Consider the following 21,417-nt stretch of genomic DNA (forward strand, 5'->3'; position numbering starts at 1 on the left):
TTACGGCTGCCTTTCATTATTTTCTTAGTGACTGTTAGTCTCTGGTAGCCAAAGTCACGGTCTCCCCAATCCAACAGCCAGTGTTGATTGTTCCTCCTACCTGAAGACCTTCTGTAAATAGTTCTTCTTTGGATGGGAATCGTGCTCTCGCATTTGCCATGCCCTGATTATTGCCAGCTCTTTGGTAGGCATTATAGGCCGCGATGAATACGGAGTAATCTTTTGCACGGCTTTCTCCTCCCTTACAAACATTGAAAGAACCCATGTAAAGATCTCCAATCAACTTCCATGCATCAGATGCCTTTTCCTGATCCAGTTCAGCAGCTTCACGAGCGGCCGATCTTGCGTCAGACCTTTGACCATTACCTGCGTAGATGGAAGCTAACTTAAGCTTTACTTCTGCCTTCTGAGCATCACTTTCCGCTAGTTCGAAAGCCTTGTTAAATGCTTCTTTAGCACTTTCTACATCATCTCTTTGAAGATAAAGGTCTCCTCTTACCTGAGCAGTTCCAAAGGTAGGCTCGTTTGAATCTTTAATTTCGAGTGCAGTAAGGAAAATATCGGAAGAGGTACACTTGTACTGTATAGAGTATTTGAATATCTGATCCGCTAGTTTAAGGTTCGTAGGGTCCGCCTTTAGTCTTGGACCCATCGTGTTTTCGATGAAGTCACAATCAATCAGTTTCATGGCCACTAAAACTCTTTCTGTGGTTCCGCGAGGCCCACTTACATCTACACCTTCTGCTTCCTTGGCATCTAGCAAAGCCTGGATTTGATCATATTTATCGAGAACCTGATCAGGTGTGTACACCTTGTTATAGGCATTATGCCTGTAAACCGCATCAAAATAAGCGGCATATAGACTTGGAATGGAAAGCTCACCATTTAGCTCAATAGCTTTCTCAAAGTTCGCTACTACATCGCCCAACTTCTCTTTATTCCCCTTATAGAAATCATAGCTGTAATAAGCTTTATTTTCAATCCAATTTGGCTCGTTATTATAAAGCTCCGCTCTCTTTTCATAAATAGTGATTACAGAGTCCTGGAAAACACGCTTCTTTTCAGCATCGGCTTCGGCATCTGCTGCACCTTTATATACAGTAACTCCATTGATATAAATGGACTCATTAAGTTCTGGTACGTTTGTCAATAGCCAATTCAATGGACCGGTTGCTTGGGCAAATTGCTCTGATTTCATATAATCAGTGTAAGCTGCATTTAGTTCACGAGCCTTTGCTTCATCCTGAGAGTCAGCTGGCCAGTTCCAACCGTCCTGTGCTTGAGCAAGACCAGTCACCAAAAGGGCTGCCAAGACAAATAGGGTAGTTTTAAGTTTCATTTCTTAGGGTTTTATTTGGCGATAATGTTATTAAACAAATAGATTTTCTCTCCAATTAAATTTCGGGCTTCTAATTTCGTATTTTTTTCTGGAATTAGTCAAATGGTCTTTTATAAAACCAACTATTATCATTTAAACTAAATCCAAGAGTGAAATTAATGTAATCCTCTCTGATCAATCCATTCTCCAAACTACCTCTTCTCCCCAGCTTCATGGCAAAGTTGACTAGAGATAGCTGGTTAACAGGAAATGAGGCTCCAAAGTTTATGCCGACATCATTGATTTTAGTTTGATTTAACAAATAAGGAGTCTGCTGATAATCAATCCCAAATCGATAAGTGGTGCGCTTAAGAGCGTTATCAATAGATAAATAATCAGGAACGATTTGGAAACCCAAGCCAATTTTAATTGCTTCTTCTAGGATGGATTCTCCTCCCCCGAAGGTCCTATACTGCGTAAAATCCTGGAATTGACCTTCCAGACCAATTACATATTTATTTGATTTCTCATAGCTAATTCCGAATCCGAAGCGATTTGGGATATATACTGAACCTGGATCATCATTTGCAATTTGGTCTCCGGGAGTATCTGGATCATCCGCTAGGCCAAAAGCTGCGAGCTTTGCAAAAGCTTTACCCTTTACTTCTCCTAAAGACTGATAAATGGCTCCAAGATGAAGATTTCCATTTTCACTGATAGGGAAAAAGTAGTGTGCACCAACTTTAAATCCCACATCGCTTACGGTTAATCTTTCATAATACTCCGTTCTATTACCTACGACATTGTCATTCTCATTGGTGAGTGTCAACTGATTTCTTCGGATAGTTGAACCGAAAAGGTAAGAACCGGTAAATCCAAGGCTTAAATTTTTTGCCACAAGAAAGCCGAAATTCATATAGGCCTCTGAAATACCACCATCTCCCTGGATAAAGTTTGTAGCTGTGATACCGTCCGCTCCACGAACATCACTCTCGAGGACGAGCCTGTAGTTTACACTGGTAATTTGGTTTAACCCCAATCCTCCACCAAACTTTCCAGACTTGAATGGAAAAGCCATTGCAATGTAAGAGAGACCTCCTCCATCTACATCAGAGTCTTCTACATTTGTTTGAGCATTGATCCTTTTGTAATTCAGGGCTGCCTGGAAATTAAAAATTGTGTTTCTGGTAGAAAGTGCCGGGTTCACCACATTTGGGTTCCAGCCAGTACCAAAACTAATGCCTAAGCCACCCATTCCTTGGTTATGGGTCAAGCCAGAGTAATTAAACTCGCCAAGGCCTAGGGCACTGTAAGTTGAAGCACTGGATTGTGCCGACACTTCTGTATATAAGAAAAGGGTGCATAGAACACCCAACAAATTCAATCTGATTTTACTCAACATTGTGGTTTAGAATGCAATTTAATCCGAGCAGGACTAAATTTGGGACTACAAATATGTGGTCTTTTGCCAACGATTCAAAGAAATGTGAATCTCCTCCGCTAATAAAGGCCTTGATTCCTGGAAATTTTGCCCTGAAATCTTCAATATGGCCTTCAATTTCATGAGCTAAACCATACCAAATTCCTGATTTCATACAGTCTACCGTAGTTCTTCCTATCGGTGAGTCTGGAATATCATCCATAGAAACCAATGGGAGATTAGCAGTGAGTGAATGCATACTCTGTGACCTCAACCTAAGACCTGGACTGATGGCTCCACCCATGTAAATATCTTCCCCATTGACAAAATCAAAGGTCAGACAAGTTCCCAGGTCAATAGCCAAAACAGGCCCTCCTGAATTTAATTTCCATGCACCAACAGCTCCTGCAAGCCTATCCAAACCTAGTGTAGATTGGCTTGAATAGCCATTTTTTATAGGTAAAGGCACTTTGTGATCAAGGAAAAGAAAATTAAATGGTAACAGGCTTTGAAGTTCAGATTTAGAATACCTCACCGAACTGACCAGACAATGCTTGAAACTTTCTTTACCGCACCAATCCAAGGCCTTCTCGATAGAATCAAATGACTCATTTGAGTAAATTTGATCTCCATCAAAAAAGGCTGATTTTATTCTGGTATTCCCTATGTCAATACAAAGCTGCATGCAGTTCATTTCTTTCGAAGGCGCAAATTACTGATTTAGAAAAGCGGGAGATTTACTTAACTTTAATTAATGCAATCACCAGACTTGGCTTAACAACTTTTAACCCCTAGCCATGGAAAAATACTCAGTAATCGGATTGATGTCAGGTACTTCAGGAGACGGACTTGATATTGCTTATTGCCACTTTGCAAAAAGTGATAAATGGTCATACGAAATCCTAAAATCCGAAACAGTGGAATTCCCTTCTGCCTTAAAAACCCAATTGATGTCTGCGCATAAATTGCCCTCATCAGATCTTATGAGTCTGGATGTCACTCTTGGAAAATGGATGGGTAAGGAAGTCAAAAATTTCTGTCAGAATTTGAAAACCAAACCCACGGCGGTTTGTAGCCATGGGCATACTGTATTCCATCAGCCAGAAAAAGGACTTAGTCTTCAGATAGGAAATGGCTGGTGGCTCGCTCAGAACAGTGAACTTCCTGCGATAAATGACTTCAGAATGCTGGACATTTCTCTGGGCGGTCAAGGTGCTCCTCTAGTACCTCTAGGAGATAAGCTTCTCTTTCACGAATATGATTTTTGTGTAAACCTTGGTGGAATTTCAAATATCAGCATGGATGTGAATGGATCCAGAAAAGCATTTGACTGCACCCCTTTTAATGGCTTACTAAATCTTTTTGCTCAAAAACTTGGAGCAGAATACGACAAAGATGGAAACTGGGCCAGAGAAGGAAATGTGGATAGACAGCTTTTGGAAAATTTAAACTCTCTGGACTACTATCAAAAATCGGGAGCCAAATCACTGGGTCGCGAAGACCTGGAAAGCGATTTTCTACCAATAATTTCCGAAAGAGGATTAAATGTAAAAGATATTTTGGCGACACTGGTAGAGCATTATGCCATTCAGATTTCTCAGATCATTCGAAAATATGCGGCCAAAGAAAACCCCAAAATTCTTTTATCAGGCGGAGGGGCTTACAATAAATTTTTCGTCGAGCGACTTTCCAGAAACCTACAAAACACCTATGAAATCATCTTGCCAGATAAAGAAGTCATTGAATTCAAAGAGGCTTTAATCTTTGGATTCCTGGGAGTTTTAAAGATGCGAGGTGAAAATAATTGCCTTTCAAGTGTGACCGGCGCCAAAGAAGATTCCTGCGGTGGAACATGGTATGATTACCGACCATCCTAATCCGATAGGACTGCTTTTCAAAAATTCTATTTTTGCCGCGAATATTAAACCCAACTAACCGATGCAGGAACTACTTAAAAAATTTGAGAATAAGAAACCCGAAGTAATCTTTGAGTGGAGTGATAGTGAATCCGAAGCTGAAGGATGGGTAGTGATCAATTCACTACGGGGAGGTGCTGCGGGTGGAGGAACCCGAATGAGAAAAGGTCTAGATAAAAGAGAAGTAGAGTCTCTAGCAAAGACCATGGAGGTGAAATTTACAGTTTCAGGTCCTGCGATAGGCGGAGCTAAATCAGGAATCAACTTTGATCCTGCTGATCCCCGAAAAGACGAAGTGTTGAAAAGATGGTATAAAGCCGTCATGCCGCTGTTGAAAAATTACTACGGAACCGGTGGTGACCTGAATGTGGACGAGATTCATGAAGTAATTCCAATTACTGAATCTTATGGGCTTTGGCACCCACAAGAAGGAATCGTTAATGGCTTTTTTCATGCGACTGAACCTGAAAAGATCCGTAAAATCGGCCAATTGAGACAAGGTGTAGCAAAGGTTTTAGAGGATCCGGAATTCACTCCAAACGGTCCTAAAAAATATACTGTAGCCGATATGATCACTGGATATGGGGTAGCTGAGGCAGTGAGCCACTATTACTCCATCTGGGGAGGAGATATCAAAGGAAAGCGAGCTGTGATTCAAGGATGGGGTAATGTAGGTGCTGCTGCTGCCTGTTTCCTAGCAGTGGAAGGAGTGAAGATTGTGGGAATCATCGATAAAGATGGTGGTCTGATAAAAGAGGATGGATACACGCTCGATGAGATAAGAGAACTTTTCATCAATAGAAAAGGAAATAAACTAAGCGCACCTGACATGATTCCTTTCGAGGAAATGAATGAGCGGGTTTGGGACTTAGAAAGTGAAATTTTCATTCCTGCTGCGGCTTCCAGGCTGATTACCAAAGAGCAGGCAGAGAAAATGGTTAATGCAGGTCTTGAGGTAATTTCCTGTGGTGCGAATGTTCCTTTTGCAGATCCTGAAATATTCTTTGGGCCGATAGGTCTATGGGTAGATGAAAGAGTATCACTGATTCCGGATTTCGTGGCTAATTGTGGAATGGCAAGAGTCTTTGCTTATCTCATGAGCGAAAATGCAGAGGTGACCGATCAGGCCATATTTTCTGACGTTAGCGAAACTATTCGGCTTGCCCTCCAAAAAACCTTTGATTCAAATTCTAGCAAAACTAAAATAGCTCAGAATTCTTTTAGTCTGGCTCTTCAGGAGTTAGTCTGAAAAGGATTTTAAAGCGATTATGATAAAATTCACAAAGAATTAATTCAGCCTTCTGATGTTGCACTTGGAGTTTATCGTCCAAAATCAGTAGTTTAGCGAATAGCGCCCTACTTTTTGAGTGGTTCGGAAGAAGGAATTTATTTCGGCATTAAATAAGATTACCCCAACCTATGAAGATTAATCTTTCTCGACTTTTTCTCATCTTTCTGCTAATGTTTTTTGTGGCTGGAGCCATAAATGAAGTAAGCGCTATGACTGATGAGGCTTCAGGAGAGATGATTTCCATGGTCTCTTTTGATGCAAGTCAAGATACAAACCACTCAGACCAAGATCACGGAGGTGAACATGCCGAAGGTCATGATGAGGAAGGCTCACACGGTCATGCTGCACCTATTTGGCTGGTGATTCCATTCATAGCCTTGCTATTGATGATTGCTACAGGTCCGCTTTTCTATGAGCACTTCTGGCATAAAAACTATCCTAAGATTGCCGTGGCCTTGGCCATTTTGGTTGTATTCTATTATTTATTTGCTCTGGACAACGTTCACGGGCCTGTTCATGCCCTCGCTGAGTATGTGCAATTCATTGCACTATTGGCTTCGCTTTACATTGCCTCAGGAGGAATCCTGATTGAAATCGATAAGAAAGCCACTCCTTTGGCCAATGTAACCTTATTAGTAGTTGGGGCTTTAGTATCAAATCTCATAGGTACTACAGGGGCTTCAATGCTTTTGATTCGTCCTTTTATTCGACTGAATAAGGGAAATATCCAGGCTTACCACATCATCTTTTTCATCTTTATGGTGAGTAATGTCGGTGGCTCCTTAACCCCGATTGGTGACCCTCCTCTTTTCCTAGGTTTCTTGAAGGGAATCCCCTTCTTCTGGACTCTTGAGCATAACTGGCCGGCATGGGTATTTGCACTTATCGTGTTGGCGACAGCATTTTATTTCATAGACAGAAAACTAGGAAGAGCTGTAGACCCAGAGCCAGAGGCAGAAACCTATACCAATAAATTTACTTTGGTGGGTGCCAAAAACTTCGGCTGGCTTTTGGTAATTATTTGTTCTGTATTCTTGGATCCAAACGTAATTGAAGGAGTTCCGGCCATCGTTTATGATGGACAAAAATTCTCATTTATCCGGGAAATCATCATGCTTTCTGTAGCCTTCTTTTCATATCGACTGGCTGATCAAAGGGCACTGCAAGGGAACGAATTCAATTTTGAACCCATCAGAGAGGTCGCCTTTATTTTCATTGGAATATTTGGAACCATGATGCCGGCACTTGAGCTTGTCGGAGATTTTGCCAAATCACCTGATGGCGCGGCATTGATCACAGCAAATACACTTTATTGGGGAACGGGTATTCTTTCAGGATTTCTGGATAATGCTCCAACCTACTTGAACTTCCTGGCTGCAGCCATGGCTTCTGGTGGGGCTTCTATAAATAATATTGAAGAGGTAAGAACCTTCGCCGCAAACGGATATCCGGATTCTTCTTTTCAATTGATGGCTATAGCTATCGCTTCTGTTTTCTTTGGAGCGATGACCTACATAGGAAATGGCCCGAATTTCATGGTGAAGTCCATCGCTGAGCAAAGTGGAATCAAGATGCCGTCTTTCTTTGGCTACATTATCCGATTCTCATTGCCGATTCTTTTGCCTCTGCTATTTCTGGTTTGGCTGATCTTTTTTGCTTTTCATTAAGCCTTAACCTCTGCGTATCTATAGCATTCTACTAGATGGTCATTAATTAGACCGGTAGCCTGCATATGTGCATATAAAGTAGTACTCCCTAAAAACTTAAAACCACGCTTTTTCATATCCTTCGCCAACTGATCTGATTGCTTGCTCGTAGCCGGAGCATTTTCCATGGAGCGTAATTGATTATCAATAGGCCGACCATCCACAAAATCCCAGATATAATCCGAGAAAGATCTAAATTCAGCCTGCACCTCCATTAATCTTTTTGCATTGTTGATGGCTGCTTTGATCTTTAACCTATTCCGAATTATTCCCGAGTCGGTCATTAATTCCTCCACAAAGGAATCCGGATAATCGGCCACCATCTTATAATCGAAATCAGCAAAAGCTTTGCGATAGCCTTCTCTCTTTTTCAGGATGGTTGCCCAACTTAGCCCTGCCTGAGCACTTTCAAGAATCAGGAATTCAAAATGAATTCGGTCATCATAAACAGGAACACCCCACTCCTCATCATGGTATTTGATGTATTGATTAAAACCTAGACACCAGGGACATCTGGTTTTATCGTCATTTAAGATTTGAGAGCACATGATTTGATCAATAAAAAATAATAGTTCGGTTTTTAAATACCATTACCTTCCTATCCAGATGTGACCTGATGGCTCTGGAAAGAACCACTTTTTCTACGTCCTGCCCGATCTGCACCAAATCAGAAACATCATTGTGATGCCTTACTCTGGCTACTTCCTGTTCGATGATAGGTCCAGCATCCAGCTCCTCTGTCACGTAATGCGCCGTTGCACCAATAATCTTGACTCCCCTCTCAAAGGCCGCATGATATGGCTTTGCCCCGACAAAAGCTGGTAAAAAGGAATGGTGAATATTGATGATTCGATTAGGAAAATGAGAAATAAACTCCGGGGAAACGATCTGCATGTATCTAGCCAGAACCACAAAATCTATCTTATTTTCCGACAGGAGCCTAAGTTGCTCTCGTTCTGCCTGGATTTTGTTTTCCTTAGAAACAGGGATGTGATGAAAAGGAATGTTAAATGCCTCCACCACACCTCTGAGATGATTGTGATTTGAAATCACCAAAGGAATTTCGACTTCAAGTTGTCCTGAATGATGTCTTGAAAGGATATCAAAGAGGCAATGGGATTGTTTGCTTACAAAAACCGCCATTCGGGCTTTTGGCTGATTGAAATGAAGAGTGAAATCCATTTCAAACTCCTCTGCCACCTCTTTTGAAAATTTCTCAGATATGTTGTCTTTTTCCAAGGCAAATGAATCCAAATCCCAGCAGGCACGCATAAAAAAGCGCTTGGCTTCCTGATCTACATACTGGTCTACTTCAAGAATATTTCCTCCATTCTGGAAAAGGAAATCCGAAACTGCCGCTACGATTCCCCTTTGATCAGGGCATTGAATGATTAAGATGGCCTTGTTCATGGTGAAATTTAGTCATTCCAAATCTTCCAGGCAGCTTCTGCCTGGCCGATGAGCATTTCCATTCCATTTGTAGCACGACCGCCTTTTTCTGTTACCGTTTTCATCATGGCGGTTTCCGCCGGATTATAAACCAAATCATAATAAAGATGATCCTTGGAAATCTGATCCAATGGTATTGCAGGCATGCTTTCTATTTCGGGAAACGTACCAAGCGGTGTGCTATTAATTATAAGTTGATGATCACTCATGATCTCAGGCCTTTGGGTTAATTCCTTATAGGTTATTGCATTTGCTTTACCCGATCTGGACACAAATTGAAACTCAATGCCAAGATCATCTAATGCAGCAGCCACAGCCTTTGATGCTCCACCAGTACCCAAAATCAATGCTTTAGGTCTCTCTTCCCCAAGCCATCCAGCTAAAGAATCGCGAAATCCGATGAAGTCCGTATTGTATCCGATGAGCTTATTTTCCTTAAACTGAATGCAATTAACCGCCCCGATTTGCTTTGCCGAAGGCGATATCTCATCCAGGAAAGGCATGACTTCTAGCTTATAAGGAATAGTTACGCAAAGCCCTTCTAGTGTAGGATTCTCAGAAATGACCTTTTTCAATTCCCCAACTGAAGGAATCTCAAATAGCTCAAATTCACAATTGCTCAACCCCTCCTTTTCGAATTTTTCAGTGAAATATTTCTTCGAGAAAGAGTGCCCTAGAGGAAAACCGATTAGTCCGAATTTTCTCATTTCTTCGAGAAATAAGCCGCCAATCTATCAATTCCAAAAACCAAAATGATTCCAAACATAAAAGCTCCTATGGCCATTGCCAGCTGGGGTTCTGCCCCAACCTGTTCAGAAAATTCAGCAGGCCAAAGATTCTCAGTCAGAAAAGGTTTTTCTTCCCCGCTTGAAGATTTGCGATAGGCCGTGACCAGTTTCCAGGGCCAAAGCTTATTTAATGATCCCAACATAAAGCCCGAGAGTAAACCTATGGTAACTGAATAAAACTTTCTCAGTAACCAGGAAATTAATCGGCTAAAGGATAGAATTCCCACCAGGCAGCCCGAGGCAAAAATTGCCAAAGTGAAGAAGTCTTTCTCAGATAGGGCATTTAGAATATTCTCATACTGACCTAAAATCAGGAGCAAAAAGCTTCCGCTAATTCCTGGAAGAATCATGGCACAAATAGCAATTGCCCCTGAAACAAAGGTAAACCAAAGGCTATCTGGAGAGGTCATGGGAGGGAGCTCTGTAATAAAATACGCTGAGATAATCCCTAAAACCACAGCGAATACCACTCCCAAATGCCACCTCTGTATTCCTCTCAAAATTATGATAGCACTGATCAAAATTAAGCCGCAGAAAAAAGACCAAAGACCGATAGGCTCTTCATCCATCAGGTAGGTAATCAGCTCGCTTAGTAAAAATATACTAGTTCCTATTCCGAGGATCAGTGCCAGTAGAAAAGACCCATTCACGGACTGGTAGAACTTCTTGAATTCTCCCTTAAATACAAGTTTGATGCTTTCGGTATTTATGGAAGTAATAGACTGTAGCAGCTTTTCATAAATCCCTGTAATTAGGGCGATCGAACCACCGGAAACACCCGGAACGATATCGGCCGCACCCATGGCCATGCCCTTGAAATAGAGAAGAATATATTTCTTGATCGTTTCCATACTCAAAAAATAAGGCTGACCAGAAATTCTAATCAGCCCCATTCAAATGAAATCTAAAATTAAAGTTTTATGTCCTCTAGGTACATATCAAAAGTATCTCCCCTTAGACCTAATCTTACGGTTTCCAATGGGATGATTTCAGACGGGCTGATATTTCCCAGGTTTACGTTAGCTCCAAGAAGCTTTACAAACCAAACCTGCTGGCTTTTGATTGGAGCCTCCCAGATAATTTTATCTCCTGGAATCTGAGTTAAAATTTCCTCAACAAGTCCTTGTCTTACCTCTCCGGAATCCCTGAAAAGACCAACATTCCCACCTTCACGAGCTTCTCCGATAACCTTCCATGCTCCAGCATCGAGCTCACTTTGCATTTGCTCAATCCACTTATATGGCGGGATAATCTTGGCGGCATCCTTCGATCCAACCTCGGACAAAACAGTCACTTGTTTTGCAAGCTGGGAAATGTACTCACACTTCTTATCGTGGTTTAGAGAAATCGAACCATCCGAAACTTCCGCGAACTCAAGACCATACTTGTCAAGGACGGCCCGGTAATCATCAAACTGACCTCTCACGATAAAGGCTTCAAATAAAGTTCCTCCAAAGTAAACCGGCACTCCCGCCTCTTTATAAATATCTAGCTTTTCGCGAAGATTTTTAGTCACATAAGAGGTGGACCAGCCTAATTTTACAATGTCCACATAGTCAGAGCAGCTGCTCATGAAGTCTTCTACTTGTCTGGGGCTTAGGCCTTTATCCATAGCCATAGTAAATCCTTCGGTCCTTGGTTTAGTAGTGCGGACCGGGATATTCTTCAGCTCGTAATTCATTCTGAAATGTTAAAGGTTTAATCAGGTATTTTCTTCTTTGTACTGTGCAATGATCTTGTATATCGCCTTTTGCTTATCCAGCTCCGGCATCAGTTCAAACAAAATCGTGTGCTTATCAAAGTCCAAAGTTAAGGCATTTTCTAAATATGAGAATGCCTCCTTGTATTTACCCATCTTGATCTGGTAAATGACCATTCGGTAGTAGAGTTCGGCTTCTTCTGGAATCTCATCAATTCCCTCACTAATGACATCAATAGCCTCTTCGAACCGATTCTGATCATAATAGATCACAGAAAGATTCACATAAGTCTCCATGATCCCCGGTTCCAGGTTAATAGCTTCTTCATAGGCTTCTGAACTGGCCTGCAGATTCCCAAGCTTGAATTCGGCATCTGCCAGACCCACCCAGAAATTCGGATTACTCTTGGTAAAGTTTAGTGCCTTTTTGAAATAATGGATGGCTTCAAAATACTTCTCTTTCTTCAGCATGCACATACCCAGCCCAAACCATGCATCGTCGTATTCCTCATCTATCTTGGCCGCCTTTTTAAAATAGGTAAATGCCTTCTCCACATTATCCAGTTTTTCATAGGCAGCCCCCATGTAGCAGCAGTTTTCTGCATTGGCTCCTTCGCAGTTTATCGTGTTCTGATATGCTTCCAGAGCCAATTCATACTGCTGAGTATTCATGTAGGCATTTCCTAAATTGAAATAGGCTGACGCAAAGCTATCATCAATCAGGAGAGCGTAATCATAAGCTTTGATTGCCTCTTCGAACTTCCCAATTCGGTTGTAAACTACTCCAAGGTTATACCAGGCACCCGCACTGTAAGGGTCCTGATCAATGAATTGCTGATAGAACTCCAGAATTTCATTGAAAGACCCTTCCTCTTCTGTAATCATGGCCAGCTGAAAAAGGGCATCCTCATGATTAATTCTGCACTTCACCGCCTCCTTGAAATAGAGCGTAGCTTTTTTATTGTCTCCCTTGATCCGATGAAGATTTCCAAGAGAATAATAAATCTCTGCCTTGTCTTCAGCCAGAGAGAGATAGTTTTCCAGTAGTTCTATTCCTTGATCATAAGATCCTGCCAGAATATGTGCATTCCCCAAAGCCAGAATTATTTCTTCATTATTCGGAGAAAGGTTATTGATATTTTCCAGAATATCCATTCCCTCATCCAGCTCATCATTAAAAATTAGACACTGGGCTTTGAGCAATTTGATTTCTACAGAAAACGGGAATCGGTCGAGCGAAATTTCCGCCGCCCTTAGGGCTTTCAGGAATTTCTGTTGGTCAAAGTAAAACCGGATTACATCCTCTAATTCCTCTTCTTCAAAATATAAATCCAGGTTTGATTTCAGGGAGTTCTCAAAGCGCTCGATCAGCTTTCTTTCTTGCTCCCTATCGTGATCATGATCTCCTGTCATTAGGATAGGTTAAGGTTTGTATAATTTACCAAATAAATCGGTCCGCCAAAATTCCAGTTGGCAATTTTTTGAAGCGATGAACCTATAATTATTAAAGGTCAAACGCAGGCTAAATTGGATTAGTTTACTTTGCCCATTCAAAAGTCTCTCGAAGGCTTCTAAATTCAAATTCCAGAAGTTTCATCACCTTTTTATTGTCAAAGAATATCTTCTGTTGGGCAATCATGGCTGTTTGACGATTTAAGGCCACTTTGGTTAATTTCAAGCGATAGAGCAAGTTTTGGAAGAATATCACCCATTTCAATAGCCAGTCAGAAATTTCTCTTTTGGGAGGAGTCAAATCAAAAACTTCACCCATCAACTCGAAAAACTCAGAATAAGCTATGCTCTCCTTATTTAAGATAAAGCGCTCTCCCCACTCCTCCTTCTCAAAAATCTTTAAAACCATATCAGCAGCATCCCGGATATCGATATAATTCAGATCCCCTTTAGGATAAAAAGAGCGGCCGTCCTTTAAGTAATTGTAAATGAATGTACTACTTCTACCTCCATCTGTTTTGGCGAGTAAAATAGAAGGATTCACAACGATCAGATTTAGCCCTTCCTGCTCGCCCCTCCAGGCCTCCAGCTCCCCCCAATATTTGGAGATGGCATAGTCCGTGTTCAAAGAGGATTCTGTCCACTTGTGCTTTTCATTGATTCTCAGAACTTCAGAAGACCTCCCAATAGCGGCAACAGAACTCACATGAATCAAATTATGAACTCCTTCAGCGAGCATGGTATTCACCAAATTCGCAGTACCGTTCACATTAATAGTATAAAGATCATCCTTCTCGCTAGGGTCGAAGGAAACAAATCCGGCCGCGTGAATAACTAAATCTATATCCTTTAGCGCGGTCGCAATCGACTCTGGATCTAAAATATCACCATCATGCCATTGAATCTCAAAATCGATGTCTTCAAGCAAATCCATCGAAGAGGTTTTCCTTTTTAGGCCATGAATATGACCAACCTTTGAAAAGCTTCTTGCCAACTGGCTACCAAAAAGGCCGGTAATACCTGTGATCAGGATTTTCATAGAGAGTTTATAGAGATCTGTTTTTCAGATCCATTTGCTTATAACTTTCATAATTCTTTGCCTTCGGCAAAGTTTCGAGCATATCCAGATAACGAGGATTATGGCAGTCTGTTCCAAAAAATTTAACTACCCCTCGCTCTATAAGTCTTTCAGCAAAATCCTTCACGGGTTTCGAATAAAACCCGGTGAGTGAAAGAAGATTCACTTGGAATAGAAGTCGGCGATCAATCAAGTCCTCCAAAAGCTTTTTGTCAGCAAGTAGATACTGATACCTTTCAGGATGGGCAAAGATTGGAGTATATCCGCTCATTTCTAACTGAAAAAGCGTCTCCAGAAGCATTTGAGGCCTGTTGATGAAGCCTGTTTCTACCAAAATATAATTCTTACCAAATGTTAGAATCTCTTCACCTGCTTTGACCTTTTCTAAAAAAATCTCATCCAGATAATACTCCGCAGCCGCTTCGATCTCAATATCAATTCCAGCATTTTTCACACTCTTTTTTAAGTCCTCTAGGCCCATCTTAATGATTTCTGGAGTATTTCTATAATACTCAGACATGATATGAGGCGTGGTAATAATCTTCCTCAAACCATAGCTAGAAAGTCTTCCGATTAATTCAAGAGACTCTTCGGTGGTCTTCGATCCATCATCGATTCCAGGAATAAGATGGGAATGCATATCTACTTCAAGCCAGTCAAGGTTGAAGGGTTCGATTTCTGTAGTTTTCTTTTTGAATAAGTCAAATAAGCTCATCACAATCCTCCTTCTCGGTCTATAAACTGTTTAAGAGTAGGTAAGATGGCATCTTTTTCGGAAACTATTGGATTATCCACCATCCAATCAATTCCCAGATCCGAATCATCCCAAATGATCCCCCCCTCAGATTCTTTGTTGTAGTAATTCGAACACTTGTAGGCAAAAGTGGCATCCTCTAATACAGAAAAGCCATGTGCAAATCCTGCTGGGACAAGCAGGAGATTATTTTTTTCTTCGGAGAGTTCCACACAGACAGCCTGTCCGAAGGTCTTTGAGCCTTTTCGAAGATCTACCGCCACATCAAGCACTCGCCCTTTGATCACTCGCACCAACTTGTCCTGTGCAAATGGAGGCCTTTGAAAATGAAGCCCTCGAATGGTTCCCTTGACAGAACTGGATTGATTATCCTGAACCCATTTAATATCCAACCCTCTGGAGGTAAACCAATTTTCCCGAAATGACTCGAAAAACGAACCTCTGGGATCTTTAAATACTCGGGGAAGAATTTCCAATACGTCGGGAATGGAAGTTTCTTTTATCTCTGCCATGCAAAGCTGGGTAACTTTTGCACAAAAAAAGCAAGCCTTTACCGAGTATCCTAATCTAATTCCGAATAATATGCCGAACTTTAATGTCCAAAAATTTGCTAAAGCAATCTGATTTCCAAATCATTAAATGCAAAGGAAACGTTGACTACCAACATATGAGTAAATATTCCAGAAAACTTCAAAAACTTTACGATACAGCCCCAAAGGTGCCTACTGCGGTACTGGTGAGTCTCATTTCACAGGGACAAACCGATCAGGAAGTTGACGAATATCTAGATGAACTGGCTTTTCTCACAGAAACAATGGGAGCTAAGGCTGTTTACCGTTTCACCCAAAAGATGGAAAAGCCTGATATAAGAACCTTTGTGGGAAGCGGAAAGCTGGAGGAAATCCAGGCTTACATTGAGCACTTCGAAACTGACATGGTCATATTCGATGATGACCTGTCTCCTTCTCAAATGAGGAACCTGGAAAATGAACTGAAAGTAAAAATCTATGATCGGTCCATGCTTATCCTGGATATTTTCTTACAGAGAGCTCAAACCGCACAGGCCAAAACCCAGGTGGAATTAGCAAGGTTTCAATATTTATTACCTCGTTTGACTAGAATGTGGACCCACCTGGAAAGACAAAGGGGTGGTACCGCTACTCGAGGTGGTGCTGGAGAGAAAGAAATCGAGACGGATAGACGGGATATTCGAAATAAGATCACGCTTTTAAAGAATAAACTTAGACAGATAGAAAAACAGGGCAGAACCCAAAGAAAGGGAAGGAGTGGAATCGTACGAGTAGCCCTCGTGGGGTACACAAACGTCGGGAAAAGCACCTTGATGAACCTGATTACAAAATCAAAAATTCTTGCTGAGAATAAACTCTTTGCGACCGTGGATTCCACGGTCAGGAAAGTAGTTTTAGACCGGGTCCCATTCTTGCTTTCTGATACTGTTGGTTTCATTAGAAAGCTACCTACTCACTTGATTGAATCCTTCAAAAGTACCCTTGATGAAATCCGCGAAGCTGATCTTTTGGTCCATGTGGTAGATATTTCTCATCCGAATTTCGAGGATCATATTCAGGTGGTAGAACAGACGCTCAGGGAAATTGATGCCGGTGATAAACCTGTCCTTCTGGTTTTCAACAAAATTGATTTGGTAGAAACCATGCCATCAGAAGATGCAATGATGTCAATGACAGAAATAGAGCTGGAGGAAGCTGATTACAAAGACTTCGATGGTTTGTCTACGGCTTATGAAAAAAAATATGGAGTAAAACCAGTCTTCATGGCAGCCTCTTCCGGAACTAAAGTGGAAGAATTCAGAAAGGCATTAACACAGGAGGTAAAAAAGCAACATCTGAAAATATACCCACACTATTTGGAGCCCGAAACCTACAATTGGGAAAAGGATACAGAATAAAAAAAGGACCTCGAAAGGTCCTTTTTATTTGTCCTATTAAAACTTGAGGCTAAGTCCGAGCAAGAAGTTTGTTCCGGCCTGGGGGTAATAAAAGTTTTCAGTGATTAAGTCCCTTCCACTATCTCCTGGAATGAAATAGCTGAAGGTGTAACCATTTGGCTCATATAGCTCATTGAAGATATTATTCACCATAAGATTTAAATCAATTGATTCAAAGAATCTAGGCTTTATGGAATAACTGAGTTGAAGGTCTGTGGTGAAAAAAGCATCCAATGCTCGGTCTTCATTCGAGGTGTTATCCAAGTATTGCTGCCCAACATACTTGCTCAACAAATTAAATGATAGCTGTTCGACCGGTTTAAACTCAATGATCGCCGAACCGACCAGACTCGGTGAGAAAGCTATATCCGTATCAGTGTGCTGGATAGATTCCTGTTGGAAAATCTCAGTGCTGTAATCATCTATGTATTCAGTGAATTCGGGAATTCTATTTTGGCTGAAAGCAATATTTCCACCCAAAGTCCACTTATCAGACACTTTATAGGCACCGTCGAGCTCTATCCCTACACGGTAGGATTCCTCCACATTTTCCCTAATGTAAGCCCCTACATCATTGATTTGTCCAGTAAGAATCAGCTGGTCCCTATAATCCATAAGGTAGAAGTTCGCATTATACTGGAAGCGATTTCCCTTTACTCGAACTCCTGCTTCCACATTGTTCAATTTTTCCGGCCTAGGAACTTCATCTAATGGATTATCAATAAAATCCCCTCGGGTGGGTTCTCGGTTTGCCACTGCATAGCTCGCATACCAGGTTCGGTTTCCTTGCTCGAATGTGATTCCAACCTTTGGGTTAAAAAAGGAATAGCTTTGCTGCCCATCTACAACCCTCTGATCATCATTCACCCCAAAAAAGGTATAGTCAATCCCCCGAAACTGCAAGTCTCCAAAAAGGTAAAGTCCACTAGACACCTGAAGATTGGCTTTGGCATAAATGTTTCTATCGTCTTTGACAGCGTTATTATCATAATATCGGTCCCTAATATCTGTATCACCAGCTACCCGGGCCCAGATTATTTCACCAAAATGATCACCATCATATCGATTGGCTCCACCACCAAGGATAACGTCCCATTTACCATCATCAGAGATATAATTTACTGAGCCCACGAAACCATAAAAATCATTATCCAGCCATCTTCTACGAATAATATCCGTGCTTGAAATCACTTCTTCCCCAACAATGGCATCAGGCAATCCATAATCCGAAAAGGCATCATCCTCTCTAAATTGTTCGAAATATCCTGCCCCATCTGTGTAGTGTAGCGCAAAATTAGTTTTCCAATTAGAACCGATTTTACCTGCATAGATTAACTGATAATGGTCCTGACCATAATTGTCGGTTTCATTGTCGTAAGTATAAAAATTCGCTGTTCGATCTGTCTCCAGTTGAGCTTCAGAAAGCCCATACCAACTTTGATAGGTCTGCTCACGGCCTGAGAATGCATTAAATTTAAGCACATGGTTCTCTGAGTGAAACCCTGCCGAAACGAACCAGCTCCTCAAATCAGAAAAGGCACGATCCACATAGCCATCCGAATAGATTCTAGATAGTCTTGCATCCACAGTAAAACGATCATTTAGCAAACCGGAGCCTGCTTTGACAGAATGTCTACGACTATTGAATGACCCCACACTATTATCGATTTGGGCATAGGGTTCATCCTGTCGGGTATCCGTCTGAAAGTTCAGAGAAGCACCAAAAGTAGCGGCCCCATTGGTCGAAGTGCCTACTCCCCTTTGAATTTGAAGGTTATCTACCGAAGAGGCAAAATCAGGCATATTCACCCAGAAAACCCCATGGGACTCCGCATCATTCAGTGGAATTCCGTTGACGGTAACGTTTATTCTTGTTTGATCCGTACCCCTGATTCTCAATCCTGTGTAACCGATCCCTGCACCCGCATCAGAGTGTGAAACCACTGAGGGAGTGAAATTTAAAAGTATAGGAATATCCTGACCCAGATTTCTTTTTGCAATTTCTTCCTTATCCAGAGTCTGGAAGGTGGTAGGGGTCAAATCAGATGCCCTGGTCGCTGAAACAATAAATTCCTCGGTCATCAAATCAGTGAATGCTAATTCAATCACAAATTCCTCGGTCATAGGAATGGAAATATCTCTCCTTATGGTGCCATACCCCACGAAAGAAATTCTCACCGAGTAATCTCCCGGTGATAAGTTTCGGATCAAAAACTCGCCAGATTCATCAGTCACACCTCCTTTTGAGGCTTCTTGCACCCAGACGGATGCTCCCTGCAAGGCATTTCCACTGCCCGCTTCAATTACTTTTCCTCTGAAGTCTTCTTGTGCGAAAACTCCAAATGAGCTAAGGCTTAAAGCCAAAGCAACTACAAATTTTTTCATTAATCCTATTGGATTTGAGTTAAACACTGGAACACTAAAGGGAAGTATTCCTTTCCTGTTTACCCTTTGAAAACAAATGATGGCACAAAACCTCAATCCATTTTCATTCTCATTTCCCTTCGTCGGCATTACCCGCATCAGGTAGTATGGGTATGATCTCAGCCCGATTTTAGAGGGCACCCCTTATGATCTGGTAGCAAAAGTAAGGGAGCTTGGGGTTCTTTCAAAACCGTCAAAAAAATATCCTTAGCTTGAATAGAACTGTTTTGACTAAATTTAAGCAAACTCAATCCTATGAAACTTTACAAACTTTCCTCCTCCACTCTGATCGAAATAGAATCTACTTTTTATCTCGGCCCTGAATTCGACTGGGACGACCTTCTTAGCAAAGAGGACTTATCTGCTTTTCTGGCTTCGGAGCATAAAAAATGGGAAGGAATTTCCACTGAATCAGCAACTCAGAAAATAGAATCTGAAGCGAGGGCTCCTATGGGCAATCAGGAGATTTGGGCAGCTGGAGTGACTTATTACCGAAGTAGAACAGCGAGAATGGAAGAATCCGAAGATGCTGGAGGAGCTGATTTCTATGACAAAGTTTATAATGCAGAAAGACCTGAGCTCTTTTTTAAGGCCACCGCAAGCAGAGTAGCCCATCCCGGCAAAGCTGTGACTATCCGGCGAGACTCCTCTTGGGATGTTCCAGAACCTGAACTGACTCTCTTGGTTTCTCCAAAAGGAATAATCCAGGGCTACACCATCGGCAATGATATGAGTAGCCGAAGTATTGAAGGAGAAAACCCTCTCTATTTGCCACAGGCTAAGGTTTATCATGGATCTGCATCTATCGGACCTTGCATCCTACTTGGAAATCATATCCTTGATGAGGCAAAAATAAAGCTTGAAATTCATCGTAATGATAGTCTTACTTTTTCCGGTGAAACAGATTTAAGCCAACTGAAAAGAAAACCTCAGGAATTAGCGGATTGGCTATATCGGGGAAACACATTTCCAATTGGTTGCTTCTTGATGACCGGAACAGGTATAGTACCTGATAACCTGACTCTTGAGGTAGGAGATCAAATCGCCATAAGCATTGAAGGAATTGGAACACTCAAGAATAAGGTGGAAAAAATCTGATTATGACTATCCCGCGAAATTAATGGCCTTTTTACACCAATTTTGGATAGTATAACAGCCTTCCTATTCTCTTTTTTTACTTACCAAACCCTAAGGCAAATGGTGCCAAGCTGGCGGTAAAAAATTTTACGCATCCACTAATTCCTTTTAGAAGACTTAGAATATTTCATATTTAAATCATATAAAATGGCATTTGACGAATATTTAGCAGAGCGAATTTCCAGGGTTCTGGATGAGAGAAAGGTCATCTACTTTCAAAAGAAAATGATGGGAGGCCTAGTTTTTATGGTGGATAATAAAATGTGCTTGGGGATTGCAAGAGATAAAAATTCAGGAGAAGATAGGCTGATGGTTCGAATCGGGGAGGAAGCCATTCAAAGCAATTCTCACAAAGATGGCATCAGGCCAATGGAATTTACAGGTAGGCCTATGAAAGATTATTCTTTTATCTATCCTGAAGGATATGATATGGAAGAAGATTTAGAATTCTGGGTGGATCTTGCCCTAACTTTTAATCCCCAAGCCAAAAAGAGCATCAAAAGATCAAAAAAGAAATAAAATTTTATCTGGATCGAAACGATGGAAGGGTCTGAATCGTAAAAAATAAAAACTTTCCAACCGTGAAAAAATACAAGTTTCTATTTATCGCTACACTATTCTTTAGTTTTTCCTGTGCAGAAAGTGTGGATCCTCTTGATCCTGAATCTTATCAGATATATGAGCTGGCTGGCTATCAACCATCCTTTTCACCAAACAGGGAATTTGTTCCAATTACCGATTCACTTTATGTGTACTGGTTTTTTGAAGATGGAGACTTCCAAAAACGGATTGGGGATGAAGTTGCAAACGGAACCTTTACTTCTGAAAAGCAGGATGGTCAAGAGGCCCTACTTTTGGATTTCGAAAATCCTGATAGCGACCTGATTCATAGTTGCATTCGAGGTCAGGAGTACATGATGCTTCAAACCGATAATACCCTGGTAGGTACTTGGCAGGCATGTGACGGGCCAATCTTATTTTTCAACCCAGTGGATACTCCTTCCTGAATTTTAGGTCAT

General features: G+C 41.4%; 20 protein-coding genes and 1 riboswitch. Of the genes, 7 read left to right on the top strand and 13 right to left on the bottom strand.

Annotated elements, in window-relative coordinates:
* Positions 1-34: 34 nt before the first annotated feature.
* The 3 genes from QVH07_RS06815 to QVH07_RS06825 form a co-directional block, all read right to left on the bottom strand.
* Positions 35-1,339, bottom strand: coding sequence for a hypothetical protein (locus QVH07_RS06815; protein ID WP_289999411.1), 1,305 nt, complete (start codon positions 1,337-1,339; stop codon positions 35-37).
* A gap of 94 nt (positions 1,340-1,433) precedes the next feature.
* The gene (gene bamG / locus QVH07_RS06820) at positions 1,434-2,720 is read right to left on the bottom strand and encodes a BamG family beta-barrel-assembly machinery protein (protein ID WP_289999412.1); all 1,287 of its coding nucleotides are present in this window, start codon (positions 2,718-2,720) and stop codon (positions 1,434-1,436) included.
* Positions 2,710-3,423 carry a type III pantothenate kinase gene (locus tag QVH07_RS06825; RefSeq protein WP_289999413.1) on the bottom strand — a complete coding sequence of 238 codons (714 nt, stop codon included), beginning with the start codon at positions 3,421-3,423 and terminating at the stop codon, positions 2,710-2,712. Before QVH07_RS06825 ends, bamG begins: the two co-directional genes overlap by 11 nt.
* A 112-nt stretch (positions 3,424-3,535) precedes the next feature.
* Here QVH07_RS06825 and QVH07_RS06830 point away from each other — a divergent pair, with 112 nt between their 5' ends.
* The 3 genes from QVH07_RS06830 (at position 3,536) to QVH07_RS06840 (ending at position 7,612) form a co-directional block, all read left to right on the top strand.
* A complete protein-coding gene (locus QVH07_RS06830) occupies positions 3,536-4,615 on the top strand; it encodes an anhydro-N-acetylmuramic acid kinase (RefSeq protein WP_289999414.1) in 1,080 nt (359 codons plus the stop codon).
* A gap of 61 nt (positions 4,616-4,676) precedes the next feature.
* Positions 4,677-5,903 carry a Glu/Leu/Phe/Val dehydrogenase dimerization domain-containing protein gene (locus QVH07_RS06835; protein ID WP_289999415.1) on the top strand — a complete coding sequence of 409 codons (1,227 nt, stop codon included), beginning with the start codon at positions 4,677-4,679 and terminating at the stop codon, positions 5,901-5,903.
* A 170-nt stretch (positions 5,904-6,073) separates the two neighbouring features.
* Positions 6,074-7,612: a sodium:proton antiporter gene (locus QVH07_RS06840; protein ID WP_289999416.1), complete on the top strand. Its 1,539-nt coding sequence runs from the start codon at positions 6,074-6,076 to the stop codon at positions 7,610-7,612.
* Here the strand turns inward: QVH07_RS06840 and QVH07_RS06845 are convergent.
* From QVH07_RS06845 to rfbC, 9 genes are all read right to left on the bottom strand, one after another.
* Complete coding sequence (locus QVH07_RS06845; protein ID WP_289999417.1) at positions 7,609-8,199, bottom strand: DNA-3-methyladenine glycosylase I; 591 nt, start codon at positions 8,197-8,199, stop codon at positions 7,609-7,611. The two genes, QVH07_RS06840 and QVH07_RS06845, sit on opposite strands and share 4 nt — an antisense overlap.
* Positions 8,200-8,206: 7 nt before the next feature.
* Complete coding sequence (gene purU, locus QVH07_RS06850; RefSeq protein WP_289999418.1) at positions 8,207-9,061, bottom strand: formyltetrahydrofolate deformylase; 855 nt, start codon at positions 9,059-9,061, stop codon at positions 8,207-8,209.
* Between the two features lie 8 nt (positions 9,062-9,069).
* Positions 9,070-9,807, bottom strand: coding sequence for a shikimate dehydrogenase family protein (locus QVH07_RS06855; protein WP_289999419.1), 738 nt, complete (start codon positions 9,805-9,807; stop codon positions 9,070-9,072).
* Positions 9,804-10,739 (bottom strand): DUF368 domain-containing protein, encoded by a 936-nt coding sequence (locus QVH07_RS06860; protein WP_289999899.1) that lies wholly within the window; start codon positions 10,737-10,739, stop codon positions 9,804-9,806. The genes QVH07_RS06855 and QVH07_RS06860 overlap by 4 nt, the downstream gene beginning before the upstream one ends.
* A 59-nt stretch (positions 10,740-10,798) precedes the next feature.
* The gene (locus tag QVH07_RS06865) at positions 10,799-11,569 is read right to left on the bottom strand and encodes a phosphosulfolactate synthase (protein WP_289999420.1); all 771 of its coding nucleotides are present in this window, start codon (positions 11,567-11,569) and stop codon (positions 10,799-10,801) included.
* A gap of 21 nt (positions 11,570-11,590) precedes the next feature.
* Positions 11,591-13,000: a tetratricopeptide repeat protein gene (locus QVH07_RS06870; RefSeq protein WP_289999421.1), complete on the bottom strand. Its 1,410-nt coding sequence runs from the start codon at positions 12,998-13,000 to the stop codon at positions 11,591-11,593.
* Between the two features lie 124 nt (positions 13,001-13,124).
* A complete protein-coding gene (locus QVH07_RS06875) occupies positions 13,125-14,078 on the bottom strand; it encodes an NAD-dependent epimerase/dehydratase family protein (RefSeq protein WP_289999422.1) in 954 nt (317 codons plus the stop codon).
* 7 nt (positions 14,079-14,085) lie between these two features.
* The gene (locus QVH07_RS06880) at positions 14,086-14,832 is read right to left on the bottom strand and encodes a tyrosine-protein phosphatase (RefSeq protein WP_289999423.1); all 747 of its coding nucleotides are present in this window, start codon (positions 14,830-14,832) and stop codon (positions 14,086-14,088) included.
* Positions 14,832-15,383 carry a dTDP-4-dehydrorhamnose 3,5-epimerase gene (gene rfbC / locus QVH07_RS06885; RefSeq protein WP_289999424.1) on the bottom strand — a complete coding sequence of 184 codons (552 nt, stop codon included), beginning with the start codon at positions 15,381-15,383 and terminating at the stop codon, positions 14,832-14,834. The genes QVH07_RS06880 and rfbC overlap by 1 nt, the downstream gene beginning before the upstream one ends.
* Positions 15,384-15,538: 155 nt before the next feature.
* On the opposite strand from rfbC, the gene hflX reads away from it, so the two are divergent.
* Positions 15,539-16,798, top strand: a complete 1,260-nt coding sequence (gene hflX, locus QVH07_RS06890; protein WP_289999425.1) for a GTPase HflX — start codon at positions 15,539-15,541, stop codon at positions 16,796-16,798.
* 36 nt (positions 16,799-16,834) lie between these two features.
* On the opposite strand, the gene QVH07_RS06895 is transcribed toward hflX, so the two are convergent.
* Positions 16,835-19,222 carry a TonB-dependent receptor gene (locus QVH07_RS06895; protein WP_289999426.1) on the bottom strand — a complete coding sequence of 796 codons (2,388 nt, stop codon included), beginning with the start codon at positions 19,220-19,222 and terminating at the stop codon, positions 16,835-16,837.
* 97 nt (positions 19,223-19,319) lie between these two features.
* Positions 19,320-19,416, bottom strand: a riboswitch (TPP riboswitch).
* Between the two features lie 100 nt (positions 19,417-19,516).
* On the opposite strand from QVH07_RS06895, the gene QVH07_RS06900 reads away from it, so the two are divergent.
* From QVH07_RS06900 to QVH07_RS06910, 3 genes are all read left to right on the top strand, one after another.
* Positions 19,517-20,359, top strand: a complete 843-nt coding sequence (locus tag QVH07_RS06900) for a fumarylacetoacetate hydrolase family protein (protein WP_289999427.1) — start codon at positions 19,517-19,519, stop codon at positions 20,357-20,359.
* 186 nt (positions 20,360-20,545) lie between these two features.
* Positions 20,546-20,917: a TfoX/Sxy family protein gene (locus QVH07_RS06905; RefSeq protein ID WP_289999428.1), complete on the top strand. Its 372-nt coding sequence runs from the start codon at positions 20,546-20,548 to the stop codon at positions 20,915-20,917.
* A 62-nt stretch (positions 20,918-20,979) separates the two neighbouring features.
* Entirely contained in the window at positions 20,980-21,405 is a 426-nt protein-coding gene (locus QVH07_RS06910) for a hypothetical protein (protein WP_289999429.1), read from the top strand.
* Positions 21,406-21,417: the final 12 nt, after the last annotated feature.

This window comes from Algoriphagus sediminis (genome assembly GCF_030403435.1).
Classification (GTDB): domain Bacteria; phylum Bacteroidota; class Bacteroidia; order Cytophagales; family Cyclobacteriaceae; genus Algoriphagus; species Algoriphagus sediminis.